At 53.4% G+C, this 19,401-nt stretch carries 12 protein-coding genes; 7 read left to right on the forward strand and 5 right to left on the reverse strand.

The genetic code is table 11. The features are described 5' to 3' along the window. Nucleotides 1-5: 5 nt before the first annotated feature. The 3 genes from ACZ51B_RS16585 to ACZ51B_RS16595 form a co-directional block, all read right to left on the reverse strand. Nucleotides 6-1,802, reverse strand: coding sequence for a chorismate-binding protein (locus ACZ51B_RS16585; protein WP_464294456.1), 1,797 nt, complete (start codon nucleotides 1,800-1,802; stop codon nucleotides 6-8). Between the two features lie 199 nt (nucleotides 1,803-2,001). After that, nucleotides 2,002-4,254: an alpha-L-arabinofuranosidase C-terminal domain-containing protein gene (locus tag ACZ51B_RS16590; RefSeq protein ID WP_464294457.1), complete on the reverse strand. Its 2,253-nt coding sequence runs from the start codon at nucleotides 4,252-4,254 to the stop codon at nucleotides 2,002-2,004. Between the two features lie 112 nt (nucleotides 4,255-4,366). Continuing rightward, nucleotides 4,367-5,308 (reverse strand): ArsR/SmtB family transcription factor, encoded by a 942-nt coding sequence (locus ACZ51B_RS16595; protein ID WP_464294458.1) that lies wholly within the window; start codon nucleotides 5,306-5,308, stop codon nucleotides 4,367-4,369. A gap of 152 nt (nucleotides 5,309-5,460) precedes the next feature. Between ACZ51B_RS16595 and ACZ51B_RS16600 the strand changes: the two genes are divergently transcribed. From ACZ51B_RS16600 to ACZ51B_RS16620, 5 genes are all read left to right on the forward strand, one after another. Further along, nucleotides 5,461-6,462, forward strand: coding sequence for an ABC transporter substrate-binding protein (locus ACZ51B_RS16600; protein WP_464294459.1), 1,002 nt, complete (start codon nucleotides 5,461-5,463; stop codon nucleotides 6,460-6,462). Then, nucleotides 6,462-7,997 carry a sugar ABC transporter ATP-binding protein gene (locus tag ACZ51B_RS16605; RefSeq protein WP_464294460.1) on the forward strand — a complete coding sequence of 512 codons (1,536 nt, stop codon included), beginning with the start codon at nucleotides 6,462-6,464 and terminating at the stop codon, nucleotides 7,995-7,997. The genes ACZ51B_RS16600 and ACZ51B_RS16605 overlap by 1 nt, the downstream gene beginning before the upstream one ends. Further along, nucleotides 7,984-8,970, forward strand: a complete 987-nt coding sequence (locus ACZ51B_RS16610) for an ABC transporter permease (RefSeq protein ID WP_464294461.1) — start codon at nucleotides 7,984-7,986, stop codon at nucleotides 8,968-8,970. Before ACZ51B_RS16605 ends, ACZ51B_RS16610 begins: the two co-directional genes overlap by 14 nt. Then, nucleotides 8,967-9,920 (forward strand): galactofuranose ABC transporter, permease protein YjfF, encoded by a 954-nt coding sequence (yjfF, locus tag ACZ51B_RS16615; RefSeq protein ID WP_464294462.1) that lies wholly within the window; start codon nucleotides 8,967-8,969, stop codon nucleotides 9,918-9,920. Before ACZ51B_RS16610 ends, yjfF begins: the two co-directional genes overlap by 4 nt. A gap of 363 nt (nucleotides 9,921-10,283) precedes the next feature. Continuing rightward, entirely contained in the window at nucleotides 10,284-12,233 is a 1,950-nt protein-coding gene (locus ACZ51B_RS16620) for a transporter substrate-binding domain-containing protein (RefSeq protein ID WP_464294463.1), read from the forward strand. A 3-nt stretch (nucleotides 12,234-12,236) separates the two neighbouring features. Here ACZ51B_RS16620 and ACZ51B_RS16625 read toward each other — a convergent pair whose 3' ends face one another. Continuing rightward, a complete protein-coding gene (locus ACZ51B_RS16625) occupies nucleotides 12,237-12,995 on the reverse strand; it encodes a prepilin-type N-terminal cleavage/methylation domain-containing protein (protein WP_464294464.1) in 759 nt (252 codons plus the stop codon). A 151-nt stretch (nucleotides 12,996-13,146) separates the two neighbouring features. On the opposite strand from ACZ51B_RS16625, the gene ACZ51B_RS16630 reads away from it, so the two are divergent. Beyond that, nucleotides 13,147-15,804, forward strand: coding sequence for a tetratricopeptide repeat-containing hybrid sensor histidine kinase/response regulator (locus ACZ51B_RS16630; protein ID WP_464294465.1), 2,658 nt, complete (start codon nucleotides 13,147-13,149; stop codon nucleotides 15,802-15,804). Between the two features lie 57 nt (nucleotides 15,805-15,861). Then, nucleotides 15,862-18,522 (forward strand): response regulator, encoded by a 2,661-nt coding sequence (locus ACZ51B_RS16635; RefSeq protein WP_464294466.1) that lies wholly within the window; start codon nucleotides 15,862-15,864, stop codon nucleotides 18,520-18,522. 7 nt (nucleotides 18,523-18,529) lie between these two features. Here ACZ51B_RS16635 and ACZ51B_RS16640 read toward each other — a convergent pair whose 3' ends face one another. Beyond that, a complete protein-coding gene (locus ACZ51B_RS16640; protein ID WP_464294467.1) occupies nucleotides 18,530-19,399 on the reverse strand; it encodes a transglutaminase family protein in 870 nt (289 codons plus the stop codon). Nucleotides 19,400-19,401 lie beyond the last annotated feature (2 nt).

The raw sequence follows: 19,401 nt of genomic DNA on the forward strand, positions 1-19,401 counted from the left end.
GAAGGTTATAACTGCGACGCTCTAGTATCCCCGACGTTCACCAATCCAGAAACGACTTTCATACGCACAAGCCTGGATACCGAGTTGATTCGGAATATCTCACATTTATTCCCGATCTCGTCCTTGAAAATCCGCTTCTCCTTCAGTTGACCGGAATTAAGCAAAAACTGTCGGTAAACGCCGGGCAACAACCCACACTCCACCGGAGGCGTAAACCACTCATCCCCCTCCCGAATCACGACGTTCCCATTGCAGAACTCCGTAACCTCCCCCAACTCGTTCCAGAGAAGCACCTCATCACAACCAACATGCCGATCCAGATGCTCTCGATACAGAGCCCGGTTAGAACTCTTAATCCGAAGAGATGGGTCACTAGAGAAAACAGCAGAGTCCGCAACAGCAAACGTCAACTCAGTGGGCACAACCCCGAGGGCAGAATACGTACACTCAAAACTCCCGTCAGGATAACCCAACAACCGCATCCGCATCGGCTCGTCACCAAACGACTCGCAAGCCCGATCCACCGCAGCCGAAGCATCCACCCGAGAAAACTCAACTCCAACCTCGCGAGCACTCGCCTCCATGCGATCCAAATGCTCGTCCAACAGCAGCACGCCAGCATCCGGCTCCCACAACATCGTCTCCAACAATCCCCACCGCGTGGGTGCACGATGCAACACCTCAGCCTTCAAAAGGCATTCAGCAAACTCCGACGAAGCCTCCGAGTCCCAAACCAGCCCGCTTCCCACCCCATAACTGGCCTCACCAAGCTCCTTAGAATCAGTAACCGTCCGAATCGCCACCGAAAACCGAGCCCGACGCCCAGGAGCAATAAATCCAAGACAACCCGTATACAACCCCCGAGGAGACTCCTCAAGCTTCTCAATAATCCGCATCGTCTCGACCTTGGGAGCACCCACAATAGAAGCACAAGGGAACAATGCCTCAAACACCCGCGAAATAGGCTCCGACACAGTAGCGGTAACCGTCGACGTCATCTGATGAACCGTCGCATACCGCTCAACCTCAAACAACCGAGGCGTCGTCACCGACCCAACCTCCGCAATCCGCCCAAGGTCGTTGCGGATCATATCCACCACCATCAGATTCTCCGCCAGCTCCTTCTCGGAACTTTTCAGCTCCAAAACCATGCGCTCATCCGCCCCCACTTCCCGAGGCCGCGTCCCCTTCATCGGTCGACAAGTAACCGCATTGCCCCCAAGACAAAAGAACAACTCAGGTGAAAGCGAAACAATCGAGTGCCGCGAGGTCTCCATCAAAGTCGCATAAGGTGCCGGATCGACCCCAATCAACCCTTGCGCCGCACCAGCCTCTGCCCTCAATCGAAAGCTGAAATTGACCTGGTAAGTATCTCCAGCCCCAATGTGCTCGTGAACACGCTCGAATTTCTGCCGATACGGATCTTCCTCAATATCCGCTTCCCAATAAAACCCAGACCCACGCGCACCCCAATACTCCTTAAACCACCGAGGAGGCGAAGAGTAAACAAAGAACTCCGCCAACGGCATCCCCGGATCTCGCTTAGAAACTAAAGCCGCATCAAAAGCAGGAGACGCGTCGTAAGCCACATACCCAGCCGCATACTTCCCACTCGCTTCCAACTGAGCAAGAAGCGGCAAAACCTCGTCCAGTTCCCAAGCCGTCAGCACCTCAACAGGATCATCAAACGCAAGCCAAACCGAGCCGTATGGCGAATCCTTTACAAACGTAACGAAACTTCCAACACCACCCATCTCAGAGGTGCGAAGGTAGCCGCCATAAGTGGATTCAAAGAGAAACATGCAAGACCCAAAAACGTTCTGTGGCTACCCGACCTAAATCGAGCAGCCACAAGAGTTTAGCCACAAGGCACTTGGGTCTGTTCTCCCAACAGCACGTTTCGTGAAGAACGGCCGTGGACAGAACCAGTTGGCGAATCACGTTCGCCTAGCGAGATTGTACGACGATTTACATGAAGACAAAGTGAATTCTCAAACAGAACTACTTCGCTTTCAATTTAATGATTGTTAAAGAATATGGCGCAAACTTGTACTTAAGATTCTTCGAGTTAACGTTAATCTTGCTGCTAACCGGAGCAATACGAGTTGGCCGATCCAAAGAGTTCTCGTCCTCAAGGCTTCCCGAAGCAAGCACGCTCACCTCACCGCCCGAAAACTCCCGGCCGTAGCTCGAAAGATCAATCGAACTCTCCTGGATCTTATCCGACCGGTTGATCACCTTCAAAATCACTTCGTTGGAAGAAGTCCTAATCCCCGCACCCACAGCCAGCACCGGCGCGCCACGATCCTCAACAGCCTGCACAAGCTTGCCATCAATGTAACCCTTCAACTGGTTGCCATCAACCTCAACAGCAATGTCGTACCACCGGTTCGACTCAATCTTGAAAGGAACATGAGATTGAAGAGTCATGTGACCGCCAGCCACCGATCGCTCAAAACACGTGCGAGTGTTGACCCAGCCACCAATATTCCACCAAACAAAGTTGTCAGAATCCTTGGCTTTAACCATGATCAAGAACCCTTCATCGCCACTCAGCTTGCGCGCCTTCACATGAAGCGTGTACTTACTCGCATCCTTCAAAGCCGGCAGATCAAGCAGAACACGGTTATTTTCCTTCAGGTCAGCTTGCTGGAAAGTGCCATCAACAACCTTCCAATCACCCTGAGCCGGTTTCCAAACCCCAGCCCCTGAAGTGAAGTCCGACTTGTAAACAGACTTGCCATCCTGAACAACCTCAATGTCCTTATACTCAGCCTGGGTCTTCCAAGTCCCAAGCCCAATACCACCCTTCACCGTCTCACTCAAAATCTCCGGATACTCAACAGGGATATTCACATCCGGTCGATACTGAGCGTACATCTGCTGCACATGGTAAGAAGGAGTTCCAAAGCTTCGCCCCGAGTCAAACACAATCGCATTGGGGTTCCAAGCCCGGTTGTTCACATTCACAAACAACGGAGCATAAGAGGCCATCTCCACAACGTCCGAGTTCCGCTCCAACCCAGTCAAGAACGCCGCCTCAGCAAGCGCGGCCTTTAGATTCCCCTGACCGCAATCACTGGTAACGGCATACTCGCCAACGTAAACCTTAGGTCCATTGCGAGGAGCCTTGTCGTAAAGCCCAATGTTCGCCCAGAACCAGTCCGGAGAGTTGTAGTAATGGTCGTCCACCAACTCCATAGGGAACTTGCCACGGGTATTCGCAATGTAAATGAGGTCAGGATAAGCTTTCTTCAATGCGTTATAGAAAGGCAGATACCGCTCGGTGTACTCAGCAAGATTCCCACCATTGCCCTCCCAAAGCCCGTTCTCATTTCCAATCTCGATAAACTTCAGGTTAAACGGCTTCGGATGCCCGTTCTTCGCGCGCAGCGCTCCCCACTTACTGGTAACCGGACCATTCGCATACTCAACCGAGTCCAGTGCATCCTGAATCCAAGGCTGCAGCTCATTCAAGGGAACCATCTCTTTATGAGACAAACCGCAGTTCACCACAAACAGCGGCTCAGACTTCATGTCCTCGCACCACTGCAGATACTCATGGAAACCAAGGCCACCCGTCGAACGATATCCCCACGTCCCATTGATATGCCCAGGCCGTGACGAAACAGGCCCAAGCGACTCCTTCCATCGAAAAGCATCGCGAAGAAGGTTGCCACCTTCAACAAAGCATCCGCCAGGGAAGCGAACGAAAGCAGGTTTCAGAGCCGCAACGTGCTCGGCAAGATCAAGTCGTAACCCATTCGGACGGTTCTTGTACGTCTCCTTAGGGAAAAGGGAAGCAAACGTAATCGTCGAAGTGCCGTCCACAGCAGTCAGAGCAAATCGGGCGTTGGAACAGTAGGTCGCAGACTTAAGGGTCGCCACCTTGCCCGCCTTAACCTCAGAGCTAGCCAGCACTTTCCCAGTACCATCAACTAACGATGCAATCAGCTTTCCGCTGGTGACCGTCCCCTCAACAGAAACTCTGAAAACCTGTCCCGTACCAACAGAAATCCCCCAATAACCTTCGTTAACGGCAGACTCCCCAGAACCCAAAATGATCCCACCGGAGCTGTTCTTCGCTGGCTGTCCAAGGCTGCTTAAGGAGGTCGTTACGGTCCAATTCTTAAACGAGCCACCCTCAGTCTCCTTCAAGTTCCGGTTCTGAAGCAGCTCAGCGTACAACCCGCCATCACCCGCATGGTTGATCTCCTCAAAGAACACACCATAAAGTCGGGGGCTAATCTTCACCCCTGGTTTATCAAAATGGGGCACGATCTTCACTTCCTCCGCGGAAGCAAGAGCGCAGCTCAAGAGAGAGGCGAGTGTAACGGTTGTGCTTATTTTCATCATGCAAGCTGTCCTAACGACTGTGTCCGACTAGTTCGCGCGGCGTGTGCCGAAGTCGCAGCACGAGATCGTGCTCATAATTTCCAAATCCTTTCCCAAACAAGGTGAACCCGCCACGAAACTCGGCATCGGGCTTCACCCCAATCCGAACCGTCGTAGGCTTCCAAGGCGCTAACCCAAGCTCCTTAACCTTTGTCTGAGAAATCGAGATGCCGTCAACATAAGAACCCTTGTTGTCAACGGACCAAGCTTTAAGAAGTCCATACTGAGTGAACTGAGGCGGCCACCACTGAGGGTTCAACCTTCCGCGCCGCCCTCCAAAGTCCCCCGGAGAACGCCAACTCCCCAACTCCACACCATTCACCCAAACCATCAAGTCAGAGGGGAAGCTGTTGTCATATCCCGGAGTCTCCGAGCAGATCTCCATCAACAACTCCAACCCCGTAATATCCGAAGTCAGTGGGATCGTGTTCGGGAAGTAATACTCCACATATCCATCCGCCATCCACAGAATCTGAGCCTCGGCTCTCTCCGGAAAGTGGAACGCCACCGGGTCGTCAAAGACGCCCACATAACCCTTTGGACTAGCCAGTCCGCAAGTCGGTTTCGGATCCACTGCGGTGTAGAGCCCAATGGGCATGGAAGTGTCCTCAGTCAAAAGGGTGCTAATTGGGGTGCCTTCCATCTCAACCACAAACCGATCAAACGATTTGCGGCACCGCTTCTGCATTCCCTGAGTGCCAGGCAAGTAATCACTAGTGATCAACCCAGCGTCTTCCAAAACCTGCACATGCTTGGTCACGCTAGGCTGAGTGATGCCAAGCGCGTGAACCAACTCATTGATATTCATATCCTTCGTCGTAAGAAGGGTCAGGATCTGCATTCTGGTTTCGGATGCCAGAGCACGTAAGGTATCGACACTTTCAATTCCTGTCAATTGGAGGGTTCGGGCCATAGGTTCCTAAGCGTTAATATAACAGTTACGCTATGCTTATAGTGGCTCATTTCGATCTAATTTGCGTCGTTTGGTTTCCTTGAATTGGTCAATCGTTGTAATATCATTCAGTCGTGAATATGATAAAGACTCCCGGAGGAATGGAAACAGCAATGAAGCCCAGGTTATTCTCACTCGCCACGTGCGCGATTACTCTTTTGGCTATGGCCACGATGTGGGGCTGCGGAAACGGCAGCTCAGAAGGTGCCGCAGCAGGGGGCTCTAAGTCATCCACTGGCGGTAAGTCCCTCAATATCGGTTTCTCCCAGATTGGTGCAGAAAGTTCATGGAGAACTGCAGAAACCCAGTCTGTCCAAGATGAAGCCAAGAAGCGAGGCATTAACCTCACCTTCTCAGACGCCCAAGGAAAGCAAGAGAACCAGATCAAAGCTGTTCGCGCTTTCATCGCAAAGAAAGTTGATGGAATCATCCTCGCTCCAGTCGTGGAGACCGGATGGGATCCCGTTCTGAAGGAAGCCAAGGCTGCAGGAATTCCAGTCATCCTCGCAGACCGTGGTGTTAAAGTTTCCGACGAAGAGCTCTATGTCACGCTCGTCGGATCAGACTTTGAAGACGAGGGACGACGTGCAGCAACCTACCTCGTCGACAAACTCGGCAAGAAAGGCAACATCGTCGAACTTCAGGGAACCCCAGGTTCTGCTGCCGCCATCGACCGCACGAAGGGCCTTCAAGATGTCCTCGCCAAGAACCCAGATGTCAAAATCATCAAGTCCCAAACAGGCGAGTTCACTCGTGCAAAGGGACGCGAGGTAATGGAAGCATTCCTCAAATCAGATGGCAAGAATATCAACGGTGTCTACGCTCACAACGACGACATGGCACTCGGTGCGATTCAAGCAATCGAAGCCGCTGGGTTGAAACCAGGCACCGACATCATCATTGTTTCCATTGATGGAGTCAAAGGCGCACTGGAAGCCCTCATTGCTGGCAAGCTCAACTGCTCAGTAGAGTGCAACCCGCTCCTCGGCGCAACGTTGTTCGACGCAATGAACGATGCAAAAGCTGGCAAGAAGCTCCCTAAGAAGATCGTCGTCAAGGACGACCAGTTCGACAAAGCAGCAGCCGAAAAAGCGATTGCGACACGCAAATACTGATGGCTGATCAGGCAAACGAAACACGACCCCTGCTCCAAATGCAGGGCGTCGTGAAAGCATTCCCTGGAGTGAAAGCCCTCGATGGTGTGAACTTCGAACTGCGTGCAGGCGAAATTCACACCCTCATGGGTGAAAACGGAGCCGGGAAATCCACTCTCATCAAAGTCCTCACAGGAGTCCACCCCTGTGACGAGGGCCAGATCACCCTTGACGGCAAACTGCTCGATATCCGAACGCCACTCCAGGCGCAGATCGAGGGTATCAGCACCGTTTACCAAGAGGTAAACCTCGTTCCAAACCTAACAGTCGCCGAAAACATCGGCCTAGGCCGCTTCCCCATGAAAGCTGGCAAGATCGACTGGACTAGGCTCAACAACGAAAGTAAACAGATTTTAAATCGACTCGGGCTAGACGTTGACCCAAGAGACCGACTCGGATCCTGCTCAATTGCAATCCAGCAAATGATCGCCATTGCAAGAGCACTCCAAGTCAAAGCCAAGGTGCTGGTACTAGATGAACCCACCTCCAGCTTGGACGCAGGAGAAGTCGAACAGCTCTTCACCGTCATGCGCCGACTGCGCGACGAAGGACTCGGCATCGTCTTCGTCAGCCACTTCCTAGACCAGGTCTACGCCATCTCCGACAGATTCACCGTCCTGCGCAACGGCAAACTGGTCGGCGTCTACGACGCCCCAACCCTCCCGAGAATCTCGCTCATCTCCAAGATGCTCGGAAGAGCCGAAGATGAGATCGAGAAAATCGGCCAAAGCCGCTCCGAAGCACTCACGTCAACCTCTGAAGTACCCAGCCTTCAAGCAACTCACATCGGCAAGAAGAGAATGCTCAACCCACTCGATATCGAGGTAAGAGCCGGTGAAGTCGTCGGCTTAGCAGGTCTCTTGGGTTCAGGCCGTACCGAGCTAACAAGGCTCCTCTTCGGTCTCGATAAGCCAGACACAGGGCAAGTTTCAGTCGCAGGCACCCGCTACCAGGCAAGCTCGCCGCGAAAAGCAATCCGAGCCGGAATAGGCCTCGTACCAGAAGATCGAAAGGTAGAAGGCATCATCCCCAATCTCTCGGTGCGAGAAAACATCGCGCTCGCCCTCCAAGCCAAAAGAGGCTGGCTCAGACCCCTCAGCAAAGCCGCCCAAAATGAGCTTGCAGACAAATACATCAAGGCGCTCCAGATCGCAACGCCAAGCGCAGAGACACCCATCGGCAAACTCAGCGGAGGAAACCAACAAAAAGTCATCCTCGCCCGCTGGCTCGCAGCGCAACCCAACGTTCTGATCCTAGACGAACCAACCCGTGGCGTCGATGTAGGTGCCAAAGCAGAGATCGAAGCCCTAACAGGCCAACTCTGCAAAGACGGACTAGCCATTCTTTTAATCGCTTCAGACCTAGAAGAGGTCACCCGAACCAGTCACCGAGTGGTCGTCCTACGAGACCGCAAGAAGATCGGCGAACTAGAAGGGGACAACATCGAAGTCGGAGCAATCATGCAGATGATCGTGGCGGAAGATGAAGCAAAATAACCTTCCCAAGTGGGCCTGGCCGCTGATAGCCCTCGCGGTCCTGCTCCTATACAATTTCTTCTTCACTCCAGGCTTCTTCAGCATCGAAGTGAAGAGCGGGCACCTCTACGGCTCCCTAATCGACGTCCTCAACCGAGCTTCGCCCACCATGCTGGTCGCCCTCGGCATGACCTTGGTGATCGCCACCGGCGGTGTAGACCTATCCGTAGGTGCAGTCATCGCCATCGCAGGCGCCGTAGCAGCTTCCATCGCAACGAAGGGCAACCCTTCCATGCCGATGCTCCTACTCACCACGCTGGGTCTAGCATCGCTGTCCGGCCTCTGGAACGGTGTCCTGGTCGCCTACCTAGGCGTCCAACCCATGGTCGCGACGCTCATCCTCATGGTCTCAGGCCGAGGACTCGCACAACTGCTCACCAACGGCCAAATCGTCACCTTCACAGACCCCGGCCTCAGCTTCTTCGGAGAAGGCTTCCTCTTCGGAATGCCCTTTAGCCTCACGCTTGTAGTCGGGCTACTCATCCTGTTGACAGTCCTCACGCGCCAAACAGCCATGGGGCTCTTCATCGAATCCGTGGGTGACAGCCCAACCGCCAGCCGACACGCTGGCATCGACGTCCGTGGGACCAAGCTCTTCGTCTACACAGTCGTCGCATTCTGCGCAGGCATCGCAGGCTTAGTCGTGTGCGCTCAAACAAAAGCCGCCGACTCCAACAACGCAGGCCTCTACCTAGAACTCGATGCCATCCTTGCCGTCGTCCTCGGTGGAACGCCACTCACAGGAGGCCGGATGAGCCTAGTCGGTTCCATATTTGGTGCTCTCCTGATACAGGCCCTGACCACAACAATTCTCACAAAAGGCGTACAAGTGGAATGGACACTCGTGGTGAAGGCACTCGCAGTGCTCGCCGTGTGTCTCATCCAATCCCCTGAGTTCCGAGCACAGTTCGCACGAAAGAAGGTGGCAGCATGAGGTTCTTCTCCCGAAACATCTCACTCTTTGCCACCATCGCAGTCTTCCTGCTCGTCGTGGTCGCCGCTTCCATGCGCTACCCAGGCTTCTTTGGTAAAGACCTCTTTATCAACCTCCTGCGAGACAACGCCTTCCTAGGCATCGCATCCATCGGAATGACCTTCGTGATTCTAAGCGGTGGCATCGATCTCTCCGTCGGAGCCGTCATCGGCTTCACCAGCATCTTTGTCGCAAGTCTTATCGACAAACGACACGTCTCACCCCCGGTCGCCATCGCGATCAGCCTTGCCGTGGGAACACTATTCGGATCTGGGATGGGCTACGTCATAGGGAAGTACAAGATCCCTCCCTTCCTAGTAACACTGGCCGGCATGTTCATGGCCCGCGGCGCAGGCTTCATCATAAGCCTGGAATCCATAGACCTAGCAAGCCAAAAGCTCTACTCCGATCTCGGCAGCCAGCAAATGTTCCTCCCAGCACTCATGCTCGGAGTAGCACTCGTAGCAGGTTACGTCCTCCACTACCGCCCCTTCGGTAGATCCATCTACGCCATCGGCGGCAACGAAGCATCAGCCCTGTTGATGGGTCTCCCGGTCAGAAACGTCAAAATCGGCATCTACGCCATCAGCGGATTCTGCGCCGCTCTAGCCGGCGTGGCACAAGGCTTCTACACCTCCTCTGGCAACGCCACCGCAGGCACCGGCCTAGAGCTAGACGCCATCGCCGCAGTAGTCATCGGAGGAACCCTGCTCCAAGGCGGTGCGGGCAATCTCATCGGCACTCTGTTCGGAGTCGTCCTCCTTGGCGTCATCCAAACAGTCATCACCTTCGACGGCACCCTCAGCTCCTGGTGGACCAAGATCGTAGTCGGTGCCCTCATGTTCGTCTTCCTCCTCGTCCAAAGAGGAATCGAAGGCGGCTTCGGTCGAAAGGCCACCAACCACGGCTAAACACCCGTCCCCTTTCGTTGCCTGAAGAAGATTTTCAGGCAACGAAACCCCTCGCCCCCTACTTATCCAAAGATTGCGTGATCCCGTACACTCACTTAAAGCTGAAAAATACAGGAATACGTAGTTTTCTTGCACATATAATTCAAAACTAGAAGATCTCAGGGGTATATGTTAAAAAGAGATCTCTACTTTCAATGGCGAAGTGATCGACTTAACGCGAGTTGAGAAATCGACTCAAGTAAAGAAGACCAGATGCGCGAGGTACGGGGAACCCTTTTGGCATCGAGGCAAACAGACAATTGCACGAAATATAAACATTGGGGCCGGTCGGTAGTTGCCGTACTGGTGTGTTCCCTATCGTTCTTGTCAGCCCGCGTCGAAGCCCAATCAGAACCCACCATTCGCTCAGTCATTCGCGTAGGAATCAACCAGGACTACCCACCCTACGAATTCAAAGATCCCAAGCTCGGCGAGACCGGATTTGACGTCGACATAATCCGTGCAGCAGCTCAAGCAGTGGACCTAAAAGTAGAGCTGTACGCAGGCACCTGGAACAACGTCAAGGAAGAGGTTGAAGCAGGCCGCTTGGATCTCCTAGCCGGAATGCTCTATTCAAACGAACGAGCAAAAAAATACAGATTTGGTGCAGGCTATCTCAATGTGGACTACTCGGTCTTTCAAAAGTCATCCGAGAAAAAGCCACTGAAAATAAGCGACCTGGCAACCAAACAGGTCCTTGTAGAAGAGGGAAGCCAGATGCACGACTACATAAAAAGTCGTGGCGTCCCCAACATCATCCCCGTAAAGTCCGAACCCGAAGCACTACGCCAACTAATTGCCGGCCGAGGAGATGTTGCCCTAGTTCCCCTCCTTCAAGGGCGCCTGTTCCTACAAGAACAGAAAATAGCCACCATAACCTCAGACGGAAACCCAATGTTTTCAAGGCAACTCTGTTTTGCCGGGATGCCCAGCAGCTCCTCAACCATCCAACGCCTCAATACAGGTCTCGCTATCATCCACAAAGACGGAACATACACCCGCATTTATGACAAATGGTTCGGCGGCGTCACAAACACGAACTCAAAGTGGGACGACCTCATTCGAATCGCAGGCTGGATTCTCTTCAGTGCACTGATCCTCACCGGTGTCTCCGCAATCTGGGTCATCACACTCAAAAAGCAAGTCAGAACCCGCACGGAGGAACTAAGGCAGAGCGAAGTCAAATACAGAGGACTCGTCGAGCACGCTCTAGACGGAATCTTCGCCGCGAACGAAAACAGAGAACTCACCGAAGTAAACGAGGCCGGTTGCGTGATGACAGGCTTCACGCGCGACGAACTCCTCGGCAGATCGTTCATGGAACTCCTCGAATCAACCCAGCTCGCGGAACGTCCTTTTATGGCCAGAGAGCTGGAACGCGGCGACCACGTCATCTCAGAACGAGTGTTTCTCAAAAAAGACGGCTCAACCTTCATCGGTGAAATCAGCGCCAGAAAAATCCCTGGAGTTGGATTCCAAGGAATGGTGCGCGACATCACCGAGCGCAAACACGCGGAGGAGCTACTCATACAACTCAACGAACAACTAGAGCTCCGCGTGAAAGAGCGCACTGCCGAACTGCAAGTCGCATTCAGCGAACTAGAATCCTTCTCCTACTCCGTATCTCACGACCTAAGAGCACCCTTGCGCGCCATGGGCGGCTACGCCTCCTTGCTCATGAAAGACCACGGATCAGAACTGAGCGAAGAGGCAATGGAATTCCTGAAGCGCATCGACCAAAACGCCCGGAAAATGGGAAGGCTCATCGACGACCTGCTAGGTTTCGCCAAGACAAGTGGAGCACCCCTAACCCTCACCGAAGTTTCAATCGGCTCCATGGTAAAAGAGGTCTGGGAACTCATCACCCAAGACGCAACGAGGCCAGTCCCCAGACTCATCCTCCACGACACACCCATAGCGCTAGGGGATATGACCCTGATCAAGCAGCTCCTACAAAACCTCTTAGGAAACGCTTTCAAGTTCACCGCAGACTCACAAAACCCCTGGGTGGAATTCGGCTTCGACTCCGCTCGCCAAGCCTTCTTTGTTCGAGATAACGGAATCGGCTTCGATCCTCAGTACGCTCAAAAAATGTTCGAAGTGTTCGAACGACTCGTGCCAGAAGACTACGACGGAACAGGCGTCGGGCTCGCCATCGTCAAACGCATCGTCGAAAGACACGGCGGAAAAGTCTGGGCAGAAGGCGCTCCCAACGAGGGTGCCACCTTCTGGTTCCGAATCGCCGCAGCCAGCGAAGCCTTCATGGCACTCTAGCAATCAATACTTAAACGTATTGCAAACATTCTCGGGAGACGGGTTCCCACAGCCAGCAACCGACATATCGCACATATCAGGAAACACGGGCATATCGTGTACCAACTGACAACCCGTATAGTTCTTGCTAGCATTGATCGCCCCAGGCGTCATCCACTTCGCATGACCGTCCATGAACGATGAATTCAGCCCACCCGAATATCGGTTAGCAGCAACTCCCATCTTTCCTGTCGCCGGGTTAACCATGAAGTCACCATTGAAAGGCTCGATCCAACTGTCCGAAACCTCTCCCCACTTCTCCGTGATCAAGATCGTCTCGGCAATCGCCTCAACCTGAGTCGTCGTCACAGCCTCAGCATGCCGGCAAGCAATATAGCTCCGCATCACAGTCAACGCACCCGTCTCATCTTTACTAGCTGTAGGCTTATCATCCCCAGGCGACCGAAGCAGATCTTTGCTCTTCAAGTAAGGCATCAGAGCATTCCACCACCGAACAGGGTTAATCGAGGCTGCAGGCACAACGGCACCAGTACGTGAGCGAGAAGGAGTCGAGCTACTCGCATAGAAAAACATCCTGTCGTCGGTGTCGTTCACATACAATATCGTGCCCATGCCAATCTGTCGCTCGTTAGAAAGACTCGCCGTCTTCTTGGCCGCTTCCTTGGCTTTCGCAAACACAGGGAAAAGGATCGCTGCAAGAATCGCGATGATCGCGATAACAACAAGCAACTCGATAAGCGTAAATCCACGACGACGGTGCATAGTCCCATTTTGCGCACCGAATGTTAAATTGAGAATAGAAACCTTAAAGAAAACTAAGAAAAGTGTTTGTGGCCCCATCTCTTACTAAAGTTAGGACTTGAGTATTGTGTCCCAAGCACCCGACAATTTCCTCATCTTTCAGGTGTTTTAGATGAGTGAAGAGATTAGTTGGTTAGAAAATCTGGATGCGCTCGACGCACTCGTCGACGATCTGATGGATGAGCGTCAGCGAGATCCGCACCGAACCCTCAAGCGGGTCGCCGATTACAAGAGCATGGCGATCAACCGGTGCAACCAAGCTGCCTACGGAATCCTCTGCTGCGTTGAAAGCTCATGCCAAAGGTGTCTCTCAAATCCCAGCATCGCCTACACACTCATCTGTGAATCTCTCGAAGTCCTCACCAACGTAGGCATCCCCAAACTCACCATCCGATGCCTCAACAGCTACGCGCTTTGCCTCTCAGATCTCAACAATATGGGCGGTGCGTTCGAGAACCTCTCCCATGCATTGAGATTAGCAGAGCAGGAACGAGACCCTAAAAACATCGCCCTGTGTCACCTCAACTTAGGCTTCCTTTACGCCACCCAAGAAGGACGAAGCGACCGAGCAGTCGATCACTACCGAAAAGCACTCAATCAAGGCTTCGACGCCTGTGGACCACGCAACTGGCTACTCCTAGTCAACAACCTTGCAGGCGCCCTCATCCTCCAAACGCGTTACGAAGAGGCCATGGAGTACATCGAAATGGGCCTTGAGTCGTGCAACGGACAAGAAGAAACCCTCGTTCTCGGATACCTCCTGAGCAACAAAGGAGCGGTCATGGCCTCCCGAGGGGAAGACGACGAAGCACTCCTCCTGGCAGAGCAAGGCAAGGCTGTATTCCAAAGAACTGGAAACTTCATCGCGCTGTTGGAGCCCTATCTAGATCTGGTCGACGTCTACGTCAAACAACGCCGTTGGGGACTCGCCAAGGACCTCCTCCTCACAGCCCAACTCATGGCCGATGATCTGGAAGACAGCCAGCAGATGATTCGCATCGAGCGAATCCTCTCAACGGTCTACGAATCCATGGGAGATATCGGTAACGCCTACCAATCGCTCAAGAACTACTCCCGCCTCAGCGCAATGAAAGTTCAAGACGACATCAACCGAGGAGTGACAGCAGCCGAACTGCTCCACCAAGCCGACTGGGCTAAGAAAGAAACCGAACTCCTCCGCCAGATCAACAACGAACTCCTCGTCGCCAAAGAATCAGCCGAAGAAGCAAACCGCATGAAGTCCGAGTTTCTGGCAAACATGAGCCACGAAATCCGAACACCCATGAACGGCGTCATCGGAATGACAGGACTCCTGCTCGATAGCGAACTCACCGACAGACAACGAGAATACGTAAAGACCATACGAAGCTCAGGCGACGCCCTCCTCACCATCATCAACGACATCCTCGACTTCTCCAAGATGGAGTCCGGGATGTTCACGCTGGACATGGGCGATTTCGACATGCGCGTGCTGGTCGAAGAAGTATGCGACCTCCTCGCGGCCAAAGCGCACGAGAAAGGAATCGAACTTCTCCACAACATCCCGCACGACTTTCCAAGCCACCTCGTAGGTGACCCAGATCGCCTACGGCAAGTCCTCATCAACCTCGTCGGAAATGCCGTGAAGTTCACCGAACACGGCCAGGTAGTCGTCAACTGCATCACCAAACGTGCAAACAAAGGCTTCGTCAAAGTCCGCGTCGAAGTCAGCGACACGGGCATCGGAGTACCCAAACACCTACACTCCACCATCTTCGACAGCTTCACGCAAGCCGACGGATCCACCCGCAGACGCTTCGGTGGAACCGGACTCGGACTCACCATCTCCAAACGGCTTGTCGAACTCATGAAAGGGAGCGTTGGCCTCAAAAGCCGCCCCAACAAAGGCAGCACATTCTGGTTCGAAATCGCATTCCAAGAACAAGAGCACGCTATCCTCAAACGAGAGTCCGCGCTACGAGTCAACTTCTCGAGGGTGCTCATCATCGACGATATCCCGACCAACGTCCTGATCCTCAGAGACCAAATGAAAGCATGGGGCTGTGAAGTTCTCGAAGCCACCAGCGTCGCAGAAGCCATACATCATATCAAAACTCAGCCGCCGGTCGATCTCATCATCACAGACATGCAAATGCCCGATGTCGATGGATGCGAAGCACTCAAACTCATCCGCCGAGTTCCAACCTACAAAGAGACACCCGTCATCCTTCTCAGCTCCACAACAACTCCGGCAATGTCCATCATAGGCAGCGAGGGATTCGCTGCCGTCCTCCACAAGCCAGTGCGGCAATCCAATCTGTTCGATGCCGTGGTCAAAGCCATGGGCTGCGTCCTCGAACATCAACCCAAACCGGCAGTCCCCACCGAAGGGCCCAAGCCACTCACCGGTCTGAAACTCCTTCTCGCCGAAGACAACGTGGTGAACCAGAAAGTCGCCATCGCCCTCCTAGAGCGATCAGGCGCAAACGTAGACTTCGTACAGAACGGTAGAGAAGCCTTCGAAGCCATCCAACAAATCCCATACGACCTGATTCTCATGGACTGCCACATGCCAGAAATGGACGGCTACGAAGCCACAAGACAGATCCGCGAATGGGAAGCACAAGCTGGCAGATACATCCCAATCGTCGCCATGACGGCCAACGCGATGCAAGGCGACCGAGAAAAATGCCTCGCAACAGGCATGGACGACTACGTCTCAAAACCAGTAAACCCAGGCGAACTGATCGAAGCTATCAAGCGCTGTACAAATTTAATAAACGCGGCTTGATACCTGCTTAATTCTCCCGCAAAACATGGCATAGCCCTCCTAGAGGGTGCGTCAAAGATGGGAGGAACTTTAGGCTGGCTTACAAACAAAGACGATTGGGACAACCTCGTTAAGGAACTCAATCGACAGCGTCTCGACAACGCCGAAGCCACCATCGTCCGAACCTCCAACCTACGCGAATTGGCTCTTCAAAACAACGCTCGGTTTGAATACGCCGTCTTTAGCTACATGGAGGCGAACTGCCTCCGAAGCAACTCTAAGGTCCACGAAGCGCTCAACCTCGCCAACGAAGCATTCGAGATCCTCACAGAATTTGACGAACCAGCGCACCTCGTACGCGCACACTGCTGCGTAGGCCTCTGCTTCTTCGAACTGCATAACCAAACACAAGCCTTCGCGCGCACGGTAGAGGCCGTCAAGATCGCGGAGAATGCGAATCTCCCGATAGAAGTGAGTTTCAGCCTAGTCACCCTCGGCTACATGTACTCCATGCAAAAGCGGGTTCCAGAAGCGATCGAATGCTTCAGAAGAATCCTCGACGACTATTCCGAATTTTGCGACCTTCGGCAACGCGTCATCATCCATAACAACCTCGCATCTTCTCTCGCAGAAATTGGTCAGTACGAAGAAGCTCTCTACCACGCCGAACAAGGCCTAGCCGAGGCTTCGGAAGAAAAAGAAGCCTACGTATACGCGCACCTTCTGAGCAGCAAAGCAATCGCCCTGAGTCCAAACGGCGTCACCCAAGAAGTCGAAGACCTCATGGACCGCTCGCAACAACTTCTCCGCCAGACGGGCAACATCTCCCAGCTCCCAGAGGCCTATCTCGACCTCGCCGAAGTCTGCCTCAAGAGCAGTCAACTCAACGAAGCAGCAAAACAGATTGAGAAGGCCAGACACCTCTCACTGGAATTCGATAACCAACCGTCAATGCGACGCATCACCAAGCTTCAGTCAGATGTTTATCAAAAACTGGGGCAATATCAGCTCGCCTACGAGAGCCTCCTTGCACATACAGAATTAGTAGCGAGAACTGCTCAGGAGGACATCGACAAAAGCGTCAAGGCTGCGGAAACACTCAAACAAGCAGAATTCGCCACACGCGAAGCCGAGATCCTTCGTCAACTTAACGCGGAGCTGATCGAGGCAAAAGAAGCCGCTGAAGTCGCAAACCGCATGAAGTCAGAGTTTCTCGCGAACATGAGCCACGAGATCCGAACTCCCATGAACGGAGTCGTGGGCATGACCACCCTTCTCCTAGACACCAACCTAGACAAAAGCCAACGCGAGTACGTCAAAACCATCCGCACCTCGGGGGACGCGCTCCTAACCGTGATCAACGACATCCTAGACTTCTCAAAAATGGAGTCCGGAATGTTCATCATGGATTCCGCCGAGTTCAATCTCCGACAAGTAGTCGAGGAAGTCTGCGAGCTCCTCAGCCCGAAAGCCCACGAGCGCGAAGTCGAACTCGCACAGCGCATCCCATCGAACTTCCCAACCGATCTGATAGGTGACCCAGATCGCTTACGCCAAGTCCTCATCAACCTCGTCGGAAACGCCATCAAGTTCACCGAATGCGGGGAAGTGGTCATCGACTGCAAACTCATTCAGTCGAAAAAAGGCAAGGCGAAATTCCGAGTCGAGGTGACCGACACGGGCATAGGAATCCCGAGAGCACTTCAGAAGCAGATCTTCAACAGCTTCACACAAGCAGACGGATCAACTCGAAGAAAATACGGAGGAACTGGCCTTGGCCTCACGATCTCCAAACGTCTCATCGAACTCATGGGCGGACGAGTAGGACTCCGAAGCAAACCCGGAGTCGGCAGTACATTCTGGTTCGAACTCAAACTAGAACAGCAACAAAGGAACTTCGACGATCCACCTCAGCTGCTAGGCATCAGTGGGCAAAGCGTCCTCATCGTCGATGACGTAGCAACCAACCGGTTGATCCTTCGTGAGCAACTGACCAGTTGGGGCTGCGAAGTCGTCGAAGCCAGCAGCGGCCCAGAAGCCCTCCGCTGGCTCCAACAAGAGACAGCCTTCGATCTGGTGATCATGGACATGCAAATGCCTCAAATGGACGGTGTCGAGACCTTCACGCACCTCAGAATGATCCCATCGCACGTAGACACTCCGGTCGTGCTCCTCACTTCCATGGGACTAGTCAGTCAAAACGGCCTGCAAGACCTCACCGGATTCTCAGCAGTCATCAACAAACCAGTAAGGCAAAACCAGCTCTACGAATCCCTGGTTCGCGCTTGCGGTCGCACAACCAACACATCGTCCATTCGCTTCGAATCAGGCATCCCCACCGATCTGCCACTCAACAACCTAATCATCCTCCTAGCAGAAGACAACCTCGTGAACCAGAAAGTGGCCCGAGCATTGCTGGAAAGAATGGGTGCGCAAGTCGAGATCGTCAACAACGGGGTCGATGCCGTAAGAGCAGTCCGCCTCGGCCGCTACGACCTCGTCCTCATGGACTGCCACATGCCAGAGATGGATGGCTACCAAGCAACCAACCACATCCGACACTGGGAGACACCAAGAAAGCTCCACACACCCATCATCGCCATGACCGCCAACGCAATGCAAGGCGATCGTGAGAAGTGCCTAGAAGCAGGAATGGACAACTACGTGTCCAAGCCTGTCAAACCAGCGGACCTGGTCGAAGTAATCCAGTCAACTCTCCCCGCAAGATTAGCAGCCTAAAAAGGAACTACACCAAACTGCTACTCAATGTGTCCGGGCTGCTTTCCAGCTTAATCTCGTAGTCCATCGTTGTCTGAATCTGGTACGCCCAGAAACTCCCCTCAATGGGACCAGTAAGGTGAGAGGAATAGCTGCTCGCCACAGCGATGTGCTGATCAGCCACTGCAAGATTCGTCGTCGGATCATAACCCCGCCACCCCGCCTGCGGAAGATACACCTCCGGCCAAGCGTGAAGGTGTCGCTGATTCAAGTCTGGGTCCCCTTCCAGATACCCACTCACAAACCGAGCAGGCAGTCCCACCGACCGACAAGCGTCCATAAACAAAACCGTCAAATCCCGACAAGCCCCTCGCCGAAGAATCAAACAGTCCTCAGGCTCATAAGGATCCCCATCCTCGCGGAGCACAGTCTCAAAGTCTTCGTGCAAGGCCTGATTCAGCAACCTCAAGAACTGAACGGTTTTGTACTCAGCACTCTGCAAAAGAGCACCTGCAAACACATCCACCGCAAGACTCTGCTCCTTCCGCTTCAGATAAATCCCAAGCGACTCCTGCTCAAGCTGCGTCCAGACAAGCGGAATCTTCGCATTCGCAGAAGTCACCAAATAGTTGAACGGATTGGGAGTCAGCGTCTCAACAGTGCAAATATTCGTAACCCGAAGCATGTTGGTAGGTTCCGAGAACCACACCGAAATGACCGTGTTGCCCTCAGCATCAACCATCTCACACATCCCCTTCGGAGTCGGCTCAATCAAAAGCTGATGCTTCAACAACCGCTGATGGGCGTTCGACTGAGGTGTCAAACGAACGATGTGCGGGTCCAGCCGAACGTCACCGCTGTAAGAGTAAGTCGTGGTGTGCTCGATGTTATAGACCATGA

Source organism: Fimbriimonas sp. LA-C6, from assembly GCF_055398105.1.

Excerpts from the sequence above, each read along its gene's own strand:
- yjfF (WP_464294462.1), top strand. The coding sequence starts at position 8,967 with ATGAGGTTCTTCTCCCGAAACATCTCACTCTTTGCCACCATCGCAGTC.
- ACZ51B_RS16635 (WP_464294466.1), top strand. The coding sequence starts at position 15,862 with ATGGGAGGAACTTTAGGCTGGCTTACAAACAAAGACGATTGGGACAAC.
- ACZ51B_RS16605 (WP_464294460.1), top strand. The coding sequence starts at position 6,462 with ATGGCTGATCAGGCAAACGAAACACGACCCCTGCTCCAAATGCAGGGC.
- ACZ51B_RS16585 (WP_464294456.1), bottom strand. The coding sequence starts at position 1,802 with ATGTTTCTCTTTGAATCCACTTATGGCGGCTACCTTCGCACCTCTGAG.
- ACZ51B_RS16625 (WP_464294464.1), bottom strand. The coding sequence starts at position 12,995 with ATGCACCGTCGTCGTGGATTTACGCTTATCGAGTTGCTTGTTGTTATC.
- ACZ51B_RS16630 (WP_464294465.1), top strand. The coding sequence starts at position 13,147 with ATGAGTGAAGAGATTAGTTGGTTAGAAAATCTGGATGCGCTCGACGCA.
- ACZ51B_RS16610 (WP_464294461.1), top strand. The coding sequence starts at position 7,984 with ATGAAGCAAAATAACCTTCCCAAGTGGGCCTGGCCGCTGATAGCCCTC.
- ACZ51B_RS16600 (WP_464294459.1), top strand. The coding sequence starts at position 5,461 with ATGAAGCCCAGGTTATTCTCACTCGCCACGTGCGCGATTACTCTTTTG.
- ACZ51B_RS16595 (WP_464294458.1), bottom strand. The coding sequence starts at position 5,308 with ATGGCCCGAACCCTCCAATTGACAGGAATTGAAAGTGTCGATACCTTA.
- ACZ51B_RS16640 (WP_464294467.1), bottom strand. The coding sequence starts at position 19,399 with ATGGTCTATAACATCGAGCACACCACGACTTACTCTTACAGCGGTGAC.